Here is a 14,994-nt window from a genome sequence, read left to right on the forward strand (position 1 = left end):
AAGAAAGCGAGAAAGCCTAAAGAACTTTCTCGCTAAAGGTTATATCTTTCCATTTATAAATTTCAGTTTTATTCAACCTTATCATATAAATACTGGGTCAACAACTGAAACTACTGTATTTATGGATAAATAGTATAAATCACCCTATTTATCCATCTTTAACGTAGACTTATTCCCTTTTTTTAAAAAATTACTCTTTATTTTAACTAATTTCACATTATCTTTTATTTTTCGCCAAAACATGCATAACTTGGTTTAATCGCGGGTATCAAAAAGATATAAGATTAAAATACACTATTAGGAGGTTGTTATTATGTCATTTATTTGGATGCTTATTGTAGGTGGACTTATTGGTTGGTTAGCTGGCATTATTACTGGAAAAGGTGTTCCTGGAGGTATCATTGGTAATATTATCGCCGGTTTTATCGGAGCTTGGTTAGGTGGACTTATTTTTGGAAACTGGGGTCCTGAGATGGGCGGATTCGCCATTGTACCTGCGATTATCGGCTCTATAATTTTAGTATTAATTGTAAGTTTCGTTATGAGAAAAATGCGTAGAAATCATGCTTAATATCAAAAAACGCTGCTTTATAAAGCAGCGTTTTTTTTCGTGAGTCAAAATATTTGAATCAAAAATATCCTTCTTGTACACTGAGTTTATCCTTACTTAAAAGGATTGAATACAAGGACTTTTTTTGAAGGAGATGAACGAATAATGACTCGCTATTCTAAGCTATTTGAACGAACAAAGTTAGAGAATTTACAATTGAAAACAAGAACTGCAATGGCTCCCATGACACGATGCTTTGCAGATGATGAAACAGGCGTTGTAAACAAGGAGATTGCCCAGTACTATCGTCGTCGCGCTAAAGACGGCATTGGTCTTATTATCTCAGAAGGTGTTGTAATCAGTGACCGCGCGAAAGGAAATCCAGGTGTTCCAGGAATTTATACGCGAGAGCAAATTGAAGCGTGGAAAGAAGTAACAAATGCTGTTCACGAAGAAGGAGGGACGATTATTGCGCAAATTTGGCACGTAGGACGTTTAAGCCATCATGAGTTAATTAAGGGTCAACAACCTCAAGCTCCTTCTGCTATCGCTGCTGATGGTCAAGTTCCTCGCTTCCGTAAACCTTATGAGACACCGGAAGAAATGACAAAAGAAGATATTAAAGAGGTTGTTTCTCAATATGCTCAAGCTGCTAAAAATGCTATAGAAGCTGGATTTGACGGAGTTGAAATTCACGGTGCACATGGCTACTTAATTGATCAGTTTAACTCTGAGTTTTCTAATAAGCGCACGGATGAATACGGTGGAGATTTAAAACAACGATTAACGTTCATGAAAGAAGTAATTTCTGCCGTGATTGATGCAATTGGCGCAGAACGTGTTGTAATTCGTTTCTCTCCGCATAAAGTTGATGCACCTGACTATAGATGGGATGATGCGGAAAAAGCAATTCAAACCTATGTCGAAGCATTTAAAGAAGTCGGCGTGAAAATAATTCACCCTTCCATGCTTAATTTTTACGAAGATGTAAAAGATGGTAAGAACCTGTATGAAATCGTTCGAAACTACTGGAGTGGCCCAATTATCGGCGTAGGTGATTTAACGCCAGATTCTGCAGAACGTGCTTTAGAAGCTGGCTGGATTGACGTAGCAGCTATCGGGCGTCCACTTATTGCAAACCCTGACTATTTACATCGTATTAAACAAGATGAACCCCTTGTAGAGTACGACCCTGCTACACACTTACCAAAACTTATTTAATAATACCAAAAGAGCGGGAATGACCCGCTCTTTTCTTGCTTAAATTTGTTTTTCACTCCCCTTTTCTTAGCCTCTTTTTAAAAAACACACTGTATGGTTTATAAGAGTAATATCTAGGGTACCATACACATATCTCGCTTCCCATTGACTATTAACTCATTTACAATTACAGCGCTGAACATGGAGATGAGGTGGAAAATTGAATAGTTTTAATCGACTTCTTTTAGTTCTAATTGGAGTAGTTGGACTTATTTCTGCAGGTTTATTAGCCCTAACTGTTTATGATGTTCCAAACTTATCTAATTGGTTACAAACTTGGCAGCAGCAAGAATGGTTCTACTATACAGTTTTAGCTATAAGTGCCTTTTTAGCAGTAGTATTTCTTATCTTGCTATGTACAGGCTTATTTACTAGCTCTCCTGACCGAGAGTTAATCATTGTCACTAGTGAAGGAAAAATAACGATTTCCAAAGCTACTATTGAATCAACTGCGTTAAAAGCCATTCAAAGCGTTCAAGGAATTCGTTCACCAAAAGTAGAAGCGCTAATTAATCCTCGAAAAGAATATGTGAGCGTATTGGTCAGCTGCTCTTTATTTGGTCGTGAAGGGTTACCTTCAATCGGTAAGGACATGCAGGCAGAGATTAAGCGCGCTGTTGAATCTTTGCTAGAACTTCCTGTTCATTCTGTCCGCATTCATTTAACTGATACAAGAACACAAACGAAAGAACGCGTTGTGTAATGAAGGAGGCATTAACATGAGTGGACTTGATAAGTTACTTCCTTACCGCGGACGCTTGTTTGGCTTACTACTTGGACTTATTTTAGCAATTTTATTATTAACAATTGGCTTTGGCCCTACAATTCTTGTAATTGGGTTTATGGGTATTGGGTACTTGATTGGAAAGTGGCGAGATGGACAATTAGATATTGAAGCTTGGCTGCGTTTTTTTACTCGCAGACCTTAACTAACAAAGGAGAGAACTAACATGGCAGAATCTACTACACAAACAATGAAACATGAAAATAAATTAACATTTGAAGATCAGGTGATAAAGAAGATTGCAGGTATTGCTGCTAACGAAATCAAAGGTATCTTATCGATGAGCGGAGGGTTTATGAGTGGTTTAACAGATCGGTTCCGAAACTCAGAAGATATTACAAAAGGCGTGCAGGCAGAAGTAGGAGAAAAACAAGTAGCGCTTGATTTAAAAGTGATTGTTGAATATGGTAAGAATGTGCCAACAATCTTTAATGAAACGGTTACAAACGTAAAAAAATCAGTGCATGAAATGACTGGGCTTGAGGTAGTTGAAGTGAACATGCATGTGGAAGACGTAATGACTCGTGAAGAGTTTGAAACAAAAAATAATAATGCCGAAAAAGAGCAAGACTCTAAGCGAGAGATTCAATAATGATGAAATAAGCTTCGTGCGTGTGCACGAAGCTTTTCCTGTTTATAATAAACGATTGCTTTTAAAATACTTCCACATTCCCCATGTTAACGCAATAAGTATCAGTAAGATAACAAGCGTAGAATAATGTGAGTCCTGATAGGGAATTGGAACATTCATTCCAAAAAAACCCGTTACAAAAGTGAGCGGAAGCATAATGGTTGATATTATTGTTAACATGTTTAATTTTTCTGATGACTTAGCACTAATAATAGAATAATACGTATCAAGGGCACTGTTTACTAAGTCACGAAAAGTCTCAGTTGAGTCTACAATTCGCTCTAAATGATCAATTAAATCAATAAAGAACGGGGTGTTGTCTTCATTAATATCAAACTTCCACTTTCCATTTACCGCCAAGAAAATACGACGCTGAGGTAAAATAACACGACGAATCAAGATAATTGTTCGCTTTAACGCAAGGAATTCTTCCGTTACTTCTTTTACTTCTTCGTCATACATTTCATCTTCTAACTCCTCAATCCGAATACCGATACGGTCAAGAATTGGAAAATATTCATCCGTAATACCATCAATAAGTGCATAAAGCAAAAAGTCGGCACCTTTATTCATATACTTAGAGCTTCGAGAACAAATAGCATCCATTTGTCCCAACCACTTTAACTTATGCTTATGAATCGTCACCACATAATTTGGACCTACAAACACGTTAAGTTCTAACGTGGTAATTTCGTTATCGCTTTCTTCATTGTATCGTAAAGCATGAAATACAAAAAACTTGTAGTCTTCGTAATCATCAATTTTAGCTCTAGGACTATCGTGTAGACAGTCTTCAATGGCTAAAGGGTGAAAACCAAATTTTTTCGCTACTTCATTTAACTCTATACTTTCAACATCATACAAATCAATCCACAAAAGATTCTGAGGGTTTTTTAGTTGTTCAATTGCCTCTGTTAATGGCATACCGACTTTCGTTTGTTCATCTTGCTGATTATAAAGATATGTTTTAATCATATTCATTCACCTCATTTTAAAAGTGAGGCATCATAAGGAGCGCTTCTTCACGTGCGAAAAGAGACATGGAACACCTAATGCTGCCTCTAGTTATATTTTTATACAATTTGGGGTCATCAGTGCCCATCCACCTTCACCTCGCATATTGATACTTTATTTCATTATAGATACTTTTTAAGTGTAAACCATCTCTAAAAAAAAGCAATAAAAAAAACGAAGCCAGAGATCCCCTCGGCTTAAAGGGTCCTGGCTTCATCTATATAATATAAGGGGTTAAATAAAACGTACCTTTATTATAGCACACAACTAATGGTCATATTTTCCTCTTATAGAAAATAGTTCTTATTTCGCACCTTTTTCCAGTTCCCTTTCTTTACGAACCTGCTTAGCAAAGAATAATTCATATACAACTGGAATGATAATTAGCGTTAATAAGGTAGAAGATGTTAAACCACCGATAACCGTAATTGCCAAACCTTTAGAGATCAATGTTCCACTTGATGTTGTTAAAGCAAGTGGAATCAGCGCTGCAATAGTTGCAAAGGCTGTCATTAGGATAGGACGTAAGCGCGTTTTACCAGCTTCAATAAGCGATTCGCGGATTGTCATCCCTTTTTGCTCTCTATTTTGGGTAATTCGGTCTACTAATACAATGGCGTTTGTTGTTACAATTCCAATTAACATTAGGAAACCAATCATTACGCTAACAGATAAAGGCTCTTTTGCGATAACTAGCCCAATTAGTGAACCAATCGGAACAAAGATTAACGATGATAAAATAATGAATGGAATACGAGCTTTACCAAACGTAATCAGCATCGTTAAGTACACAAGGCCAATAGCTGTTAAAATAGCTAATCCTAAAGATTGGAAGATTTCTACGGTTTCATCACTACCGCCTCCACCTTCAAGACTTACACCTTTTGGTAAATCAAGTTTTTCTACACCAGCTACTACATCTTGCGTCACTTTTTGAATATTTTCATCTTTAATATCTGCTTCAACACGAGCAAATACTTTTCCATCTAATTTTTGAATGGACGTAAATGTATCGATTTCGCTTACGCTGGCAATATCTTTTACTGCTACTGGCCCTCTTTGTGTAAAGATTTGCAGATCTTCAATTTCTTTTGTTGAACTAATATCTTCATCATAAGAAAGCTGAACTGCACGATCTGTTCCATCTAGCGTTAAGTCACCTACTGATACAGGTTTTGTTTGATCTGTAATTGTTCCTACAAGTTGGAATCCAGATACACCATACTCAGATGCTTTATCTTGATCAACTTCAACCACAAGCTGCTTTTGTTTATCAGAGAAATTATTTTTTACATACTTTAAATTATCATAGGTATTTAAATAGTCTTCTACTTCTTTCGCCGCTGTTTGTAAGTCATTCAAGTCAGATGAAAATAAATCGACCGTTACGTTGTTATTAGTTGGTGGGCCACCCGTTGATGCTTCAGATACGCTTAGCGTTGCTTTTGGAGACTCTTTTCCTACAATGTCTTCTATCTTACTCTGCAGTTCATCAATATACGTATCTACATCTGCGCCATCTTTCAGATTTAAGAAATAACCAATCTGATTTGGACGCTTTACGCCTGTTGCAAAATCACGTGAACCTACTTCTGTTGTAACATCTTTAATTTCATCTTCTGCTGCAAATAGCTCCTCTACTTTTAATGACACTTCATTTGTACGTTCTAAAGAAGTAGACGAAGGAAGCTGGATATTTGCCTGTAATAGTTTTTGCTCTTCGTTTGGAATGAATGTAAAACCAAGCGATGGAACAAGAGCAAATGAACCAAATAGTAATAAGAATGATAAGATTAAAATCTTGATTTTATGATTTAATGACCATGCAATTGCTTTTGCATATCCACGTTGAATTTTACCTTCTTTCTCTTCTGCTGGTACCTTCTTAAACGCAAACTTTGCTAAAATAGGTACAATTGTAACAGCAACAAGAAGTGAAGCTAAAAGTGAAAATACTACCGTTAACGCAAATGGTAAGAAGAATTCACCTGTAATTCCACCGACAAAACCAATTGGTAAAAATACAACAACGGTTGTAATAGTCGATGACGTAATGGCCTTTAATATCTCTTTTGTTGAAGATTCAACTAGTTCATTAGAAATGCCTTCTTCTGATTTTCGAACACGTCTAAAAATATTTTCAATAACTACGATACTATCATCGACAACGCGTCCAACTGCTACTGCCATTCCACCTAATGTCATGATATTTAATGAGATATCCAGCCCATTTAAGAAAATAGCTGATACAAGAAGCGACAATGGAATTGAGATAATTGAAATAATTGTAGCACGGAAATTACGCAGGAAGATTAGCACCGCAATGGAAGCGAACAACGCCCCAAGCAACCCTTCTTTTACTAACGTCTCAACTGACTTTTCAATTCCTTCTGCTGAATCAAATCCAATAGCATAGTTAATATCATCATCGTATTTTTTCAACACTTCTAACGCGTCATTGGCAACTTGCACCGTATTTGCATCCTGTTTCTTTGTAATTGCCATTGTTAGTGCTTCTTGTTGGTTATAGCGCGTATATTCACCTTGCTCGCTTACTTCTTCAACAGTTGCAATATCTCCAAGTGAAACTGGTGGAGCTTCTGGATTAACTGTAGATTTCAGCTCAACTTCTTTTAATGCATCAATTGTATCTAATTTCTCTTCCACTCGTACAGGAATTTGAAGTTCTTCACCGTTTACAGTCCCGGCTGGGAAAGATACAGACTTTTGGTTAATCTGTTCCTTAATTTGCTCAAGCGTTAGGCCTGCTGCAACTGCTTTTTCTTTATCAAGCGTAATCTGTAACAGATCCTCCTTTACCCCGCCAACCGATACAGAGTTGATTCCTTCAATTTTATTTAATTCTGGAATAATTTCGTTATCTAAAAGCTTTTCAACTTCCGCATCACCTTCAGCAAACAAAGAGATATTCATAATTGGAAAAGAGCCAAAAGAAAAGCGGTTCACATCAACTGTTGCTGATTCTGGTAAATCTAAGTCTTTTGTTATCGTGTCAATTTGTTGCTCAATGTCGTCTAAATCTGTATTAAACGGAAATTCTAGATTAATAATTCCTACGTTCTCATAAGAAACGCTCTGAACGCTTTTAACACCTTCAAGACCTTTTAATTGATCTTCTAACTTTGTTGTTACTTGTTCATTCACATCATCAGGAGAAGCACCAGGATATACAGCTTCAATCGACAGCTGTGGAAATTCAATATTAGGTAATAAATCGATTTTTAATTTTGAAAATGAGAATAAGCCAGCTAAAATAAGAAGAAAAGACAAAATAAATACTGCTACTGCATTCTTCAAGCTAAATTTTGTCAAGAAATTCATAAAGAGCCTCCATCTATTTTATTAGTCGTATTTATATGTGTAATAAATGAGTACCAATGGGTCAGTTTATATCACTAAGCGCCTCACCTCCTTTATGTTAAAAATTAATAAACATTCTTCGGGACGTAATCCATTGAACCCCCCGGCAATGAAATAAAAGAGAAACCGTTCTCTCCGTGAAGGTCCCATCCTTCAAACATTGCACTATCTTGAAATAGATCCAATAGATAGTCTTCTGTCAGATATACTCTCAGGATGTTTAAGTCTTCATACCAAACAATATTGTTAATCTGCTTCCCTAGTAATTTCTTTGTGATATGATAACGCCATTCAAACGAAGTATTCAACTTCCAATCCGCTTGACCTGCAATCACATCATCTCCTTTTTTTAACCGCCATGGACATTCAATAACAAGACCACCATTAGAAAACTCTAAAGATAACGGATTGTCATATTGATGAATGATATTTATAACTTGTTGTCCATAAAAGTACGTAAAATCCATCGCTTGCTGTTCTTTATTCATTGAGAACCTCCAATACAATTTAACTTCAGTACCCACGGGTCAGTTTTAAAAAAAAAGAAATCAGTAACAACCTTCTAAGAAAAGGTCAACTGTAAACGTTGCATAACGTTCAATTTCTTTTTCTGACACATTTTGGTTAGATACGATATCCATTCTATACCCGTTTAGCATGCTACAAAACGCTTTTGAATGTAAAGCTGTATCTTCAAGTCCCTCTTCTTTCATCAGGTCTGATACTAAGGAATGATAATCATTAAAAAAGCGATGCAATCGCTCCATCATTCCTGGCATCTGATGAGGAGCTTGCCAAAACGAGTCTGGGTACTTTCTTGTGTTGTAAAAGAAGTATAGGTGATGCCTTGCTATTGAATAAAGCTTTTGCCTAAACGTTTTGCAGCGATCGGTTTCTCGCTTTGCATTAGCAATGAAATAGAGAAAAGAGCGATCATTAACCGCAATATATAAGCTTTCTTTTGAAGGAAAGTAAAGGTAAAGTGTCCCTTTTGACACACCTGCTTTTTTAGCAATATCAATCATTTTAGCATCATGGTAACCATTTGCTCCAAATACCACAAACGCTGCATCCAGGATATTTTCCTTTTGTTCTATTCCTTTTGTCATATTTCCAAACCCTTTCCTGCCTCTTATTGCACGTGTAGAACAGGATCAACGCATCGAGACTGAACGTAAATAAAAGTACAGTTTCATCATTTACTATATATACTTATAAAAGATAACGTTATATCTTGTCAACACATAGTGTGCTTTTTTTTTATTATGTTTTGAACCTTTTGTGAAAACGACCATTGATGCTTGTAACGATTGCATCTACATGGTACATTTTTCACGATAGTTGAAAAAAACATACATTTGGAGGGTAAACCATGATGTTAAAATCATCGATTGGCCGCTTGCGCTTGTTAAGTATTGTAGAAGGCATTTCATATTTACTTTTACTGTTTATTGCTATGCCATTAAAATATTTGGCTGATATTCCTGAGGCTGTATCCATTGTTGGAGCTGCCCATGGTGCTCTGTTCGTATTATACATACTTGCTGCTGTGCACGTGAAATTTGAGCATAGAAAAACAATTTTATGGGGTATCTATGCATTTATCTTATCTATTATTCCTTTTGGAACGTTCTATCTAGACAAGCAGTTAAAAAATGAGCAATAAATAAATCACGCCAAAGAACTGGCGTGATTTATTTATCGTTAAGAAAGCCTGTTAAACTGTTCAATCGTCTTCCACCATTTAAAAGAATGTGGCTTTAAAAGCTTTCCTATTTCCTCAGATGTTATGTGTTGCTCAGAAAGCATTTCATACATAGTTTCAAACAGTCCAATCGTTATGCTTTCTTTTACTTCTGCTTCACCTTCTGTATATAATCTTTCAATGGTTTCAAATATCTCAGGTTCATGGGCTAATTGATTATTGAATTCTAATGAAATTAAGTGAGATGCAAAGCGCTTGAGCTCTTGCTGCAAACCTTCTATTGTTGTTGTATTCACTTCTTCATCATATTGGAACGATGGACTTGCATCAGTTAACAATGGAATAACTTCGCCCTTTGTAATCATATGTTTCCCTACCTTATTTGTAATCTAAATATAGTGATACTTTCTGTTTACCCATTGCTGTTATAGTTAAACGTAAAAATTAAATATGCTGTTTAGAATGAATAAAGAGGGCTTACTAATACAGGTTTTTATGTATTACCCTACATTAAGCGTAAGTGAACCAACGGCTGCTATAATTGGAAATGCACTTATCAAACCTATTTCTATCATCATGAATTTCGTTAGGAATCCACGAAACTGCTCTTTTTTTAAGTTGCTTGCTACCCGTTGATGAGTTTGATAAATGCGGAGCATTGCTCCAATCCAAACGACCGCCAAAATAATTAATGGACTCATGCTTGATGCAGGTTCTGGGTTCATAAATGCTAGTACGATTAAAATCAACGGAACAATTTCTACTACGGCGTGCTTGATAAAAAACATGGTTTGAATACGAACAAGATCTTGATAAATTTCATTGTCTGTTTTATCTTCCTGTAGCTTACCTTCAATTGTATAAATGGTTGACTGGTAAATAAACATCATTCCGATAACGGCGATTAATGCTCCAATGATAAAATACCATATACTCATTACAAATCTCCTTTCTAATAAAAAAACGGTAGATTGCTAGAAAATCTAACGTGAACATTGTATCATTTTATGCTTCATTCGTCTTATAGATTTATAAGAAAGAACTGTTTATAATGAGAAATGAACTATTTTACTAGAAAGTTTGTCTACTGGAGGAAATTATTATGATTTTAAACTATAAAAACCAAGCAACGGGTCATCGTATGAATAATGGTTGGAATTTCTTTTATGCAGCTAACCTAACAATGTGGAGAAAAGATGAGAAGTATTTACTATTAGATGAAAATCAAGATATCGTACTTATTTTTGGTTTCAAAAAAGATGAAATTATTCTTGAAAAAATTCAGACATGGGGATATACCTTTAATATTCACCCAGAAAAAAAGCAGATTTCTTGTCTGCAGCGTCAAGAAGAAATTGGCGAGCAAGAAATGAATTAAGTAAAAAGCGCGCAGACTGCGCGCTTTTTCAGTGCTCTTCCGGTGCATTATCTCCATATAGCATGGCTTTTATATGCTGTTTCTCTTGATCTTTTACAATATAGTACCATGTTCCGTCTACTATTTGTGTTTCTCCTTCTACATGCACCGTTTCAAACGTTGGTTTACCTTTTTCCATTGCATTATATACCGCTAACGCGTCTTTAATCGTTACATTTGTATCAACGTATTGCTTTGTAATATTTAAGAGGTTGGGAAGGTTTGCTACCGTTGACATACTCATTCCTTTGTCTAAAAGCGCTTCTACTACTTGCTTTTGCCTCTCGTTTCGGCCGAGGTCGCCTTTAGGATCTTCGTGTCTCATCCTTACATAAGCTAAAGCCTTTTCACCATTTAAATTTGTTTCACCTTGGGGAAATAAATAAGATGCAAATGTAAATGGAAATGGATTATTAACCGTCACACCACCTACCTCGTCCACAACCGCTTTAAATCCTTCCATATTTACTTTCACATAATAATCGATTGGCATGTTTAAAAATTGTTCCACAGTATCAACAGTTAGCTTAATTCCACCATACTTATAAGCGTGATTAATCTTTTCCATTTCTGCTTTCCCCTTAATTTTCACACGCGTGTCTCGAGGGATTGGCATCATTTTTAAATGTCCATTTTCAGAGTTAAAATGAACAACCATCAGTACGTCAGAACGTCCCGTATCGGCTTCTCGTTCGTCTACTCCCATTACGAGCATGTTAAATTCCTTTGCTTCAATTTTTTTTTCACTAAAAACATATACGACCCCAGTTAAGACGCAACCAAGGAATATGAGTAAGGAAAGTAACGTGTATTTGAGCTTCATACCTTATGTCTCTCCCTTCTGTCCCTTCGCTTCTTTTATTAGCTTATTTACTTCCTATATGCCTTTTTTTTCAAAGATTTATACCTGCTAAGTATAATTAGAAGGGGAAAAACAAATTGACAAAAGGCTTTGACCCAAAAAACCGGATTGAGTTTTTCAATCCGGCTTCATTTTACTGAATATGCTTTATTGCTTCCACAGAACGATCTTCTCTCTGTTTCCACTCATAATCAATCATGCTCATTTCAATTAAGCTCCAATACTGTCCATTCACGTGTTTCACATCTCGCATCATCCCTTCACGTAAAAATCCGATGCGCTCGTATGACTTAATAGCTGCCTCATTAAAGTCAAACACGCCAAGAGAAATGCGATGAAGCCCTAAGACATTAAAGCCAAAGGACAAAACATAATTAAACATCTCACCACAGTATCCTTTTCCTCTTTCCTCTTCTTTAAGCAATACTCGACCAATTCTTCCCGTTTTGTGATGATAATCAATATGAGCAAGAGAAATATGACCAACTAGCTGGCCGGTTTGTTGATGAAACACGGAGAAAGCGTAAGTGTGAGCTCCTTCATAATTGGCATAGCGGATATACTCTTTAAGCTGGCGAGGCGTAAGTGGATATGAAAACGTGGAGCCACTCCACTGAATCATAAAGGCTTCTGAGGGAATCCATTCAATGAGTTCTTTTATATCTTTTTTTGTGAACGGTCTTAAGTCAATCATCGCATTCCCACCCCATCATAAAAATTTGATTTTTCTAAATATATTACATTTGATTGAATAAACTGTCAAATAATCAAAAATTTTTTATTTGACGAATCACGTACTAGTGAAAAAGCAATGAAGGGGGCTGTCAAGTTTATTTGATGCTGATGTTGTTTTTGTACTAAATGACTATAAACAACGAGGTATTAATAACTGAAAATCTTTTGTACAGACGGTGCTTAAACAAAATCTAGATATTAAACATATGTTTGAAGGTTGAAAACAAGTTGCGATCTGATGAATACAAAACGAAATGAGCAGTATGTGGAAAGCGCGTATCTAAAGAAGGGTTTACACAAATAGATAAAGATGTAGCAAAGCTAAACGCTGAGGGGAAAATTAACTACTTAGCTAACATTCCTGACAACATTTTAACGTTTGAAACATATAAAAAATAACGAAGAAGAAAGCTCCGATATTTCTATACGGAGCTTTCTTTTATAATTCTAATTCTTTTCGTAAATTAGTGATATCATAGGTAAATTCAAAAAAATAAATTTTGTTTTCATTGTCGTATAGCATGAGCACAGGCTGTTCATTTGGGCTTAATACCACAACTGCTTCACTAGCTAACACCTCTAAACCTTTTTGCTGGACTTGTACAGCCGGGTCCAGAGGTACCTTTACTAAATAACCGGTTTTAGGTAAAGGGTTTACTTTTTTGTAAATTCCAGTGATAGAAGCAATGCTTTTTTCTACTTCTTTTTGAACAACTTCAGTTTTATCAGCTACTCGAATGACTTTACCCGTATCAAGTTGAAACACTTCCACTTTAGGTTGTTCTCCCATTGCCACATGTGAATGAATTCCAATGAAGCATAAAATAAGTGCTATACACACTTTTTTTATCATGAGTTCCCACCTCCGTTTGATGAATACAAATTTGTATACCGCAAGCTAAATATCCATTTTTCTTGCACAAACGTTATGTTGGTTTCAACCTTATCGTTTGTGTAATTACTTGAGATTATCCATGTTGATTTCAACCTTTCCCGCAAAGATTCACCTTTTGATTTAGTCATTTTTTGTGCTCTAAATTCTTTTTCACCATAATCACTAGTTGCTGCACACTGTCAAGCAAACCGCTGGTTGACTCTAACTATTTTTTACTTTATTTCACCATTCTCATTAATTTTTGTCATGTTCATGCCTTTTGATCGATACAATGATACAAGGACACGCTTTAAGAGGTGAAAATATGTCATGGATTGAAGCATTAATTTTAGGAGTTATTCAAGGGCTAACAGAATTTTTGCCCATTAGTAGCACAGGACACTTGTATTTAGGCAGACACTTATTTGGATTAGATAGCGCTGGTCTGTATTTAGATACGATGTTGCATATAGGTACCTTGCTAGCTGTTTTCGTGTTTTATAAAGACGAGCTGTGGCACATGATTCGTCATCCGTTTAGCAAGCTTACTTTTTTGCTAATCATTGGTACGATTCCAGCTGTTGTAGTTGGCTTATTATTTAAAGATTATTTCGAAGAAATTTCAATTACTGGTTCTACAATTGGTTGGGAGTTCCTTGTAACAGGCCTTTTCTTATGGTTTGCTGATTCAGTGAAAAAAGGAGCTAAAAAGATGCACGATATCTCCTATAAAGACGCACTGTTTATCGGTACCTTTCAAGCAGCAGCCATCTTCCCTGCTGTTTCACGTTCTGGTTTAACAATGGCTGCTGCTTTAATGCGCAAGTTAGATCGAGAAACCGCTGCTTATTTTTCTTTTTTATTATCAACGCCAGCCATATGTGGAGCCGTTCTTTTACAGCTTAAAGATGTCGTTGGTGGTGGCGTAGAATACATTTCATTTTTCTCCTTATTTGTAGCAACATGTTCAGCTGCACTTTTTGGCTATATGGCCGTAAAATGGATGATTCACTACTTAAAGCACCATTCCCTAAAGACATTTGCTGTTTACGTATGGATTCTTGGCTTAATTGTTTTAGTATGTCAATTTACGGGGGTCTTTTAAGATGACATCAGCTCGTATGCTGTTTTTAGGAATTTTTTTTATTGGAATAATCGTTGTGATTAGCTACATGGACAACGAATCTCAGGAATACTTTGAAACCGTTTCTCCTCTTTCTTTAGACAGCGGTGAGATAGAGGCTTCAAGTAGCGAAGAAAGCATTGAAATGAGCTTAAAAAATGTACTTATAACAACTGAGAGAATTAATGGGTTTGATGTTGAAGTTTATGAAGAATACGAGGTATATACAAATGAAGATGGCGAAGTGGTTGACCGAGTCGCCACAGGTCATTATCAAACGCTTCGATATAAAGCTTCTGCCAATGAATAATAAAAAAGCCACTTACTTTTGCGTAAGTGGCTTTTTGTATTAATGGTTAAAGTGATCTGCTAAAATCCAAAGCGTACCAACAACAATACATAGTGCAATAAAGAAGCTATAAAGCATATTTGCAACTTGTACCTTGCCGTTTTCACTTTCAGTCATGTGCATGAACATTACAAGCTGCATAGCTGCTTGTAAGAACGCAAGAATTGAGATTAGTGTCATCGTTACGCCTCTTGATAAGTCAGCTAACATAACTAATCCAAGCGCTGCAAACGTTAGTGCTAAAGAAAGGATAAGCCCCATTACATGACTAAGCGGAAATCCTGCTTTTTGGCCTTGTTTGTTTTCCAT

General features: G+C 36.1%; 19 protein-coding genes. 9 read left to right on the plus strand and 10 right to left on the minus strand.

Annotated features, from left to right (window positions below):
• The first annotated feature begins 313 nt into the window (after positions 1-313).
• The 5 genes from EPL02_RS13060 to EPL02_RS13080 all read left to right on the plus strand — a co-directional run bounded on the left by EPL02_RS13060 (position 314) and on the right by EPL02_RS13080 (position 3,186).
• On the plus strand, positions 314-571 hold the full coding sequence (locus EPL02_RS13060; RefSeq protein WP_061785287.1) for a GlsB/YeaQ/YmgE family stress response membrane protein: 258 nt from the start codon (positions 314-316) through the stop codon (positions 569-571).
• 144 nt (positions 572-715) lie between these two features.
• On the plus strand, positions 716-1,771 hold the full coding sequence (locus tag EPL02_RS13065) for an alkene reductase (protein WP_131887950.1): 1,056 nt from the start codon (positions 716-718) through the stop codon (positions 1,769-1,771).
• Between the two features lie 199 nt (positions 1,772-1,970).
• A complete protein-coding gene (gene amaP / locus EPL02_RS13070; RefSeq protein ID WP_131887951.1) occupies positions 1,971-2,513 on the plus strand; it encodes an alkaline shock response membrane anchor protein AmaP in 543 nt (180 codons plus the stop codon).
• 16 nt (positions 2,514-2,529) lie between these two features.
• Positions 2,530-2,739, plus strand: coding sequence for a DUF2273 domain-containing protein (locus EPL02_RS13075; protein WP_131887952.1), 210 nt, complete (start codon positions 2,530-2,532; stop codon positions 2,737-2,739).
• A gap of 21 nt (positions 2,740-2,760) precedes the next feature.
• On the plus strand, positions 2,761-3,186 hold the full coding sequence (locus EPL02_RS13080) for an Asp23/Gls24 family envelope stress response protein (protein WP_131887953.1): 426 nt from the start codon (positions 2,761-2,763) through the stop codon (positions 3,184-3,186).
• Positions 3,187-3,228: 42 nt separating this feature from the next.
• On the opposite strand, the gene corA is transcribed toward EPL02_RS13080, so the two are convergent.
• The 4 genes from corA to EPL02_RS13100 all read right to left on the minus strand — a co-directional run bounded on the left by corA (position 3,229) and on the right by EPL02_RS13100 (position 8,729).
• The gene (gene corA, locus EPL02_RS13085; protein ID WP_131887954.1) at positions 3,229-4,200 is read right to left on the minus strand and encodes a magnesium/cobalt transporter CorA; all 972 of its coding nucleotides are present in this window, start codon (positions 4,198-4,200) and stop codon (positions 3,229-3,231) included.
• 342 nt (positions 4,201-4,542) lie between these two features.
• Positions 4,543-7,581, minus strand: a complete 3,039-nt coding sequence (locus EPL02_RS13090) for an efflux RND transporter permease subunit (RefSeq protein ID WP_131887955.1) — start codon at positions 7,579-7,581, stop codon at positions 4,543-4,545.
• A 104-nt stretch (positions 7,582-7,685) separates the two neighbouring features.
• The gene (locus EPL02_RS13095) at positions 7,686-8,108 is read right to left on the minus strand and encodes a DUF6188 family protein (protein WP_131887956.1); all 423 of its coding nucleotides are present in this window, start codon (positions 8,106-8,108) and stop codon (positions 7,686-7,688) included.
• 60 nt (positions 8,109-8,168) lie between these two features.
• Positions 8,169-8,729: a TetR/AcrR family transcriptional regulator gene (locus tag EPL02_RS13100; RefSeq protein ID WP_094910518.1), complete on the minus strand. Its 561-nt coding sequence runs from the start codon at positions 8,727-8,729 to the stop codon at positions 8,169-8,171.
• Between the two features lie 266 nt (positions 8,730-8,995).
• Between EPL02_RS13100 and EPL02_RS13105 the strand changes: the two genes are divergently transcribed.
• Complete coding sequence (locus EPL02_RS13105; RefSeq protein ID WP_131888477.1) at positions 8,996-9,286, plus strand: DUF3817 domain-containing protein; 291 nt, start codon at positions 8,996-8,998, stop codon at positions 9,284-9,286.
• A gap of 38 nt (positions 9,287-9,324) precedes the next feature.
• Here EPL02_RS13105 and EPL02_RS13110 read toward each other — a convergent pair whose 3' ends face one another.
• Together EPL02_RS13110 and EPL02_RS13115 are read right to left on the minus strand one after the other, a co-directional pair.
• A complete protein-coding gene (locus EPL02_RS13110) occupies positions 9,325-9,690 on the minus strand; it encodes a DUF7674 family protein (RefSeq protein WP_094910520.1) in 366 nt (121 codons plus the stop codon).
• A gap of 135 nt (positions 9,691-9,825) precedes the next feature.
• Entirely contained in the window at positions 9,826-10,263 is a 438-nt protein-coding gene (locus EPL02_RS13115; protein WP_094910521.1) for a DUF6637 family protein, read from the minus strand.
• 164 nt (positions 10,264-10,427) lie between these two features.
• On the opposite strand from EPL02_RS13115, the gene EPL02_RS13120 reads away from it, so the two are divergent.
• The gene (locus EPL02_RS13120) at positions 10,428-10,703 is read left to right on the plus strand and encodes a hypothetical protein (protein ID WP_094910522.1); all 276 of its coding nucleotides are present in this window, start codon (positions 10,428-10,430) and stop codon (positions 10,701-10,703) included.
• Positions 10,704-10,731: 28 nt separating this feature from the next.
• Here EPL02_RS13120 and EPL02_RS13125 read toward each other — a convergent pair whose 3' ends face one another.
• The 3 genes from EPL02_RS13125 to EPL02_RS13140 form a co-directional block, all read right to left on the minus strand.
• Entirely contained in the window at positions 10,732-11,565 is an 834-nt protein-coding gene (locus EPL02_RS13125) for an LCP family protein (protein WP_131887957.1), read from the minus strand.
• 172 nt (positions 11,566-11,737) lie between these two features.
• Entirely contained in the window at positions 11,738-12,298 is a 561-nt protein-coding gene (locus EPL02_RS13130; RefSeq protein ID WP_094910524.1) for a GNAT family N-acetyltransferase, read from the minus strand.
• Between the two features lie 480 nt (positions 12,299-12,778).
• Positions 12,779-13,192 carry a hypothetical protein gene (locus EPL02_RS13140; protein WP_094910525.1) on the minus strand — a complete coding sequence of 138 codons (414 nt, stop codon included), beginning with the start codon at positions 13,190-13,192 and terminating at the stop codon, positions 12,779-12,781.
• A 346-nt stretch (positions 13,193-13,538) separates the two neighbouring features.
• Here EPL02_RS13140 and EPL02_RS13145 point away from each other — a divergent pair, with 346 nt between their 5' ends.
• The gene (locus tag EPL02_RS13145) at positions 13,539-14,318 is read left to right on the plus strand and encodes an undecaprenyl-diphosphate phosphatase (RefSeq protein WP_131887958.1); all 780 of its coding nucleotides are present in this window, start codon (positions 13,539-13,541) and stop codon (positions 14,316-14,318) included.
• A gap of 1 nt (position 14,319) precedes the next feature.
• Entirely contained in the window at positions 14,320-14,646 is a 327-nt protein-coding gene (locus EPL02_RS13150; protein WP_131887959.1) for a hypothetical protein, read from the plus strand.
• A 39-nt stretch (positions 14,647-14,685) separates the two neighbouring features.
• On the opposite strand, the gene qoxD is transcribed toward EPL02_RS13150, so the two are convergent.
• Positions 14,686-14,994 carry a cytochrome aa3 quinol oxidase subunit IV gene (qoxD, locus tag EPL02_RS13155; protein ID WP_025909958.1) on the minus strand — a complete coding sequence of 103 codons (309 nt, stop codon included), beginning with the start codon at positions 14,992-14,994 and terminating at the stop codon, positions 14,686-14,688.

Origin of the sequence: Bacillus sp. CBEL-1, assembly GCF_004348885.1 — a bacterium.
GTDB classification, from domain to species: domain Bacteria; phylum Bacillota; class Bacilli; order Bacillales; family Bacillaceae_H; genus Priestia; species Priestia aryabhattai_A.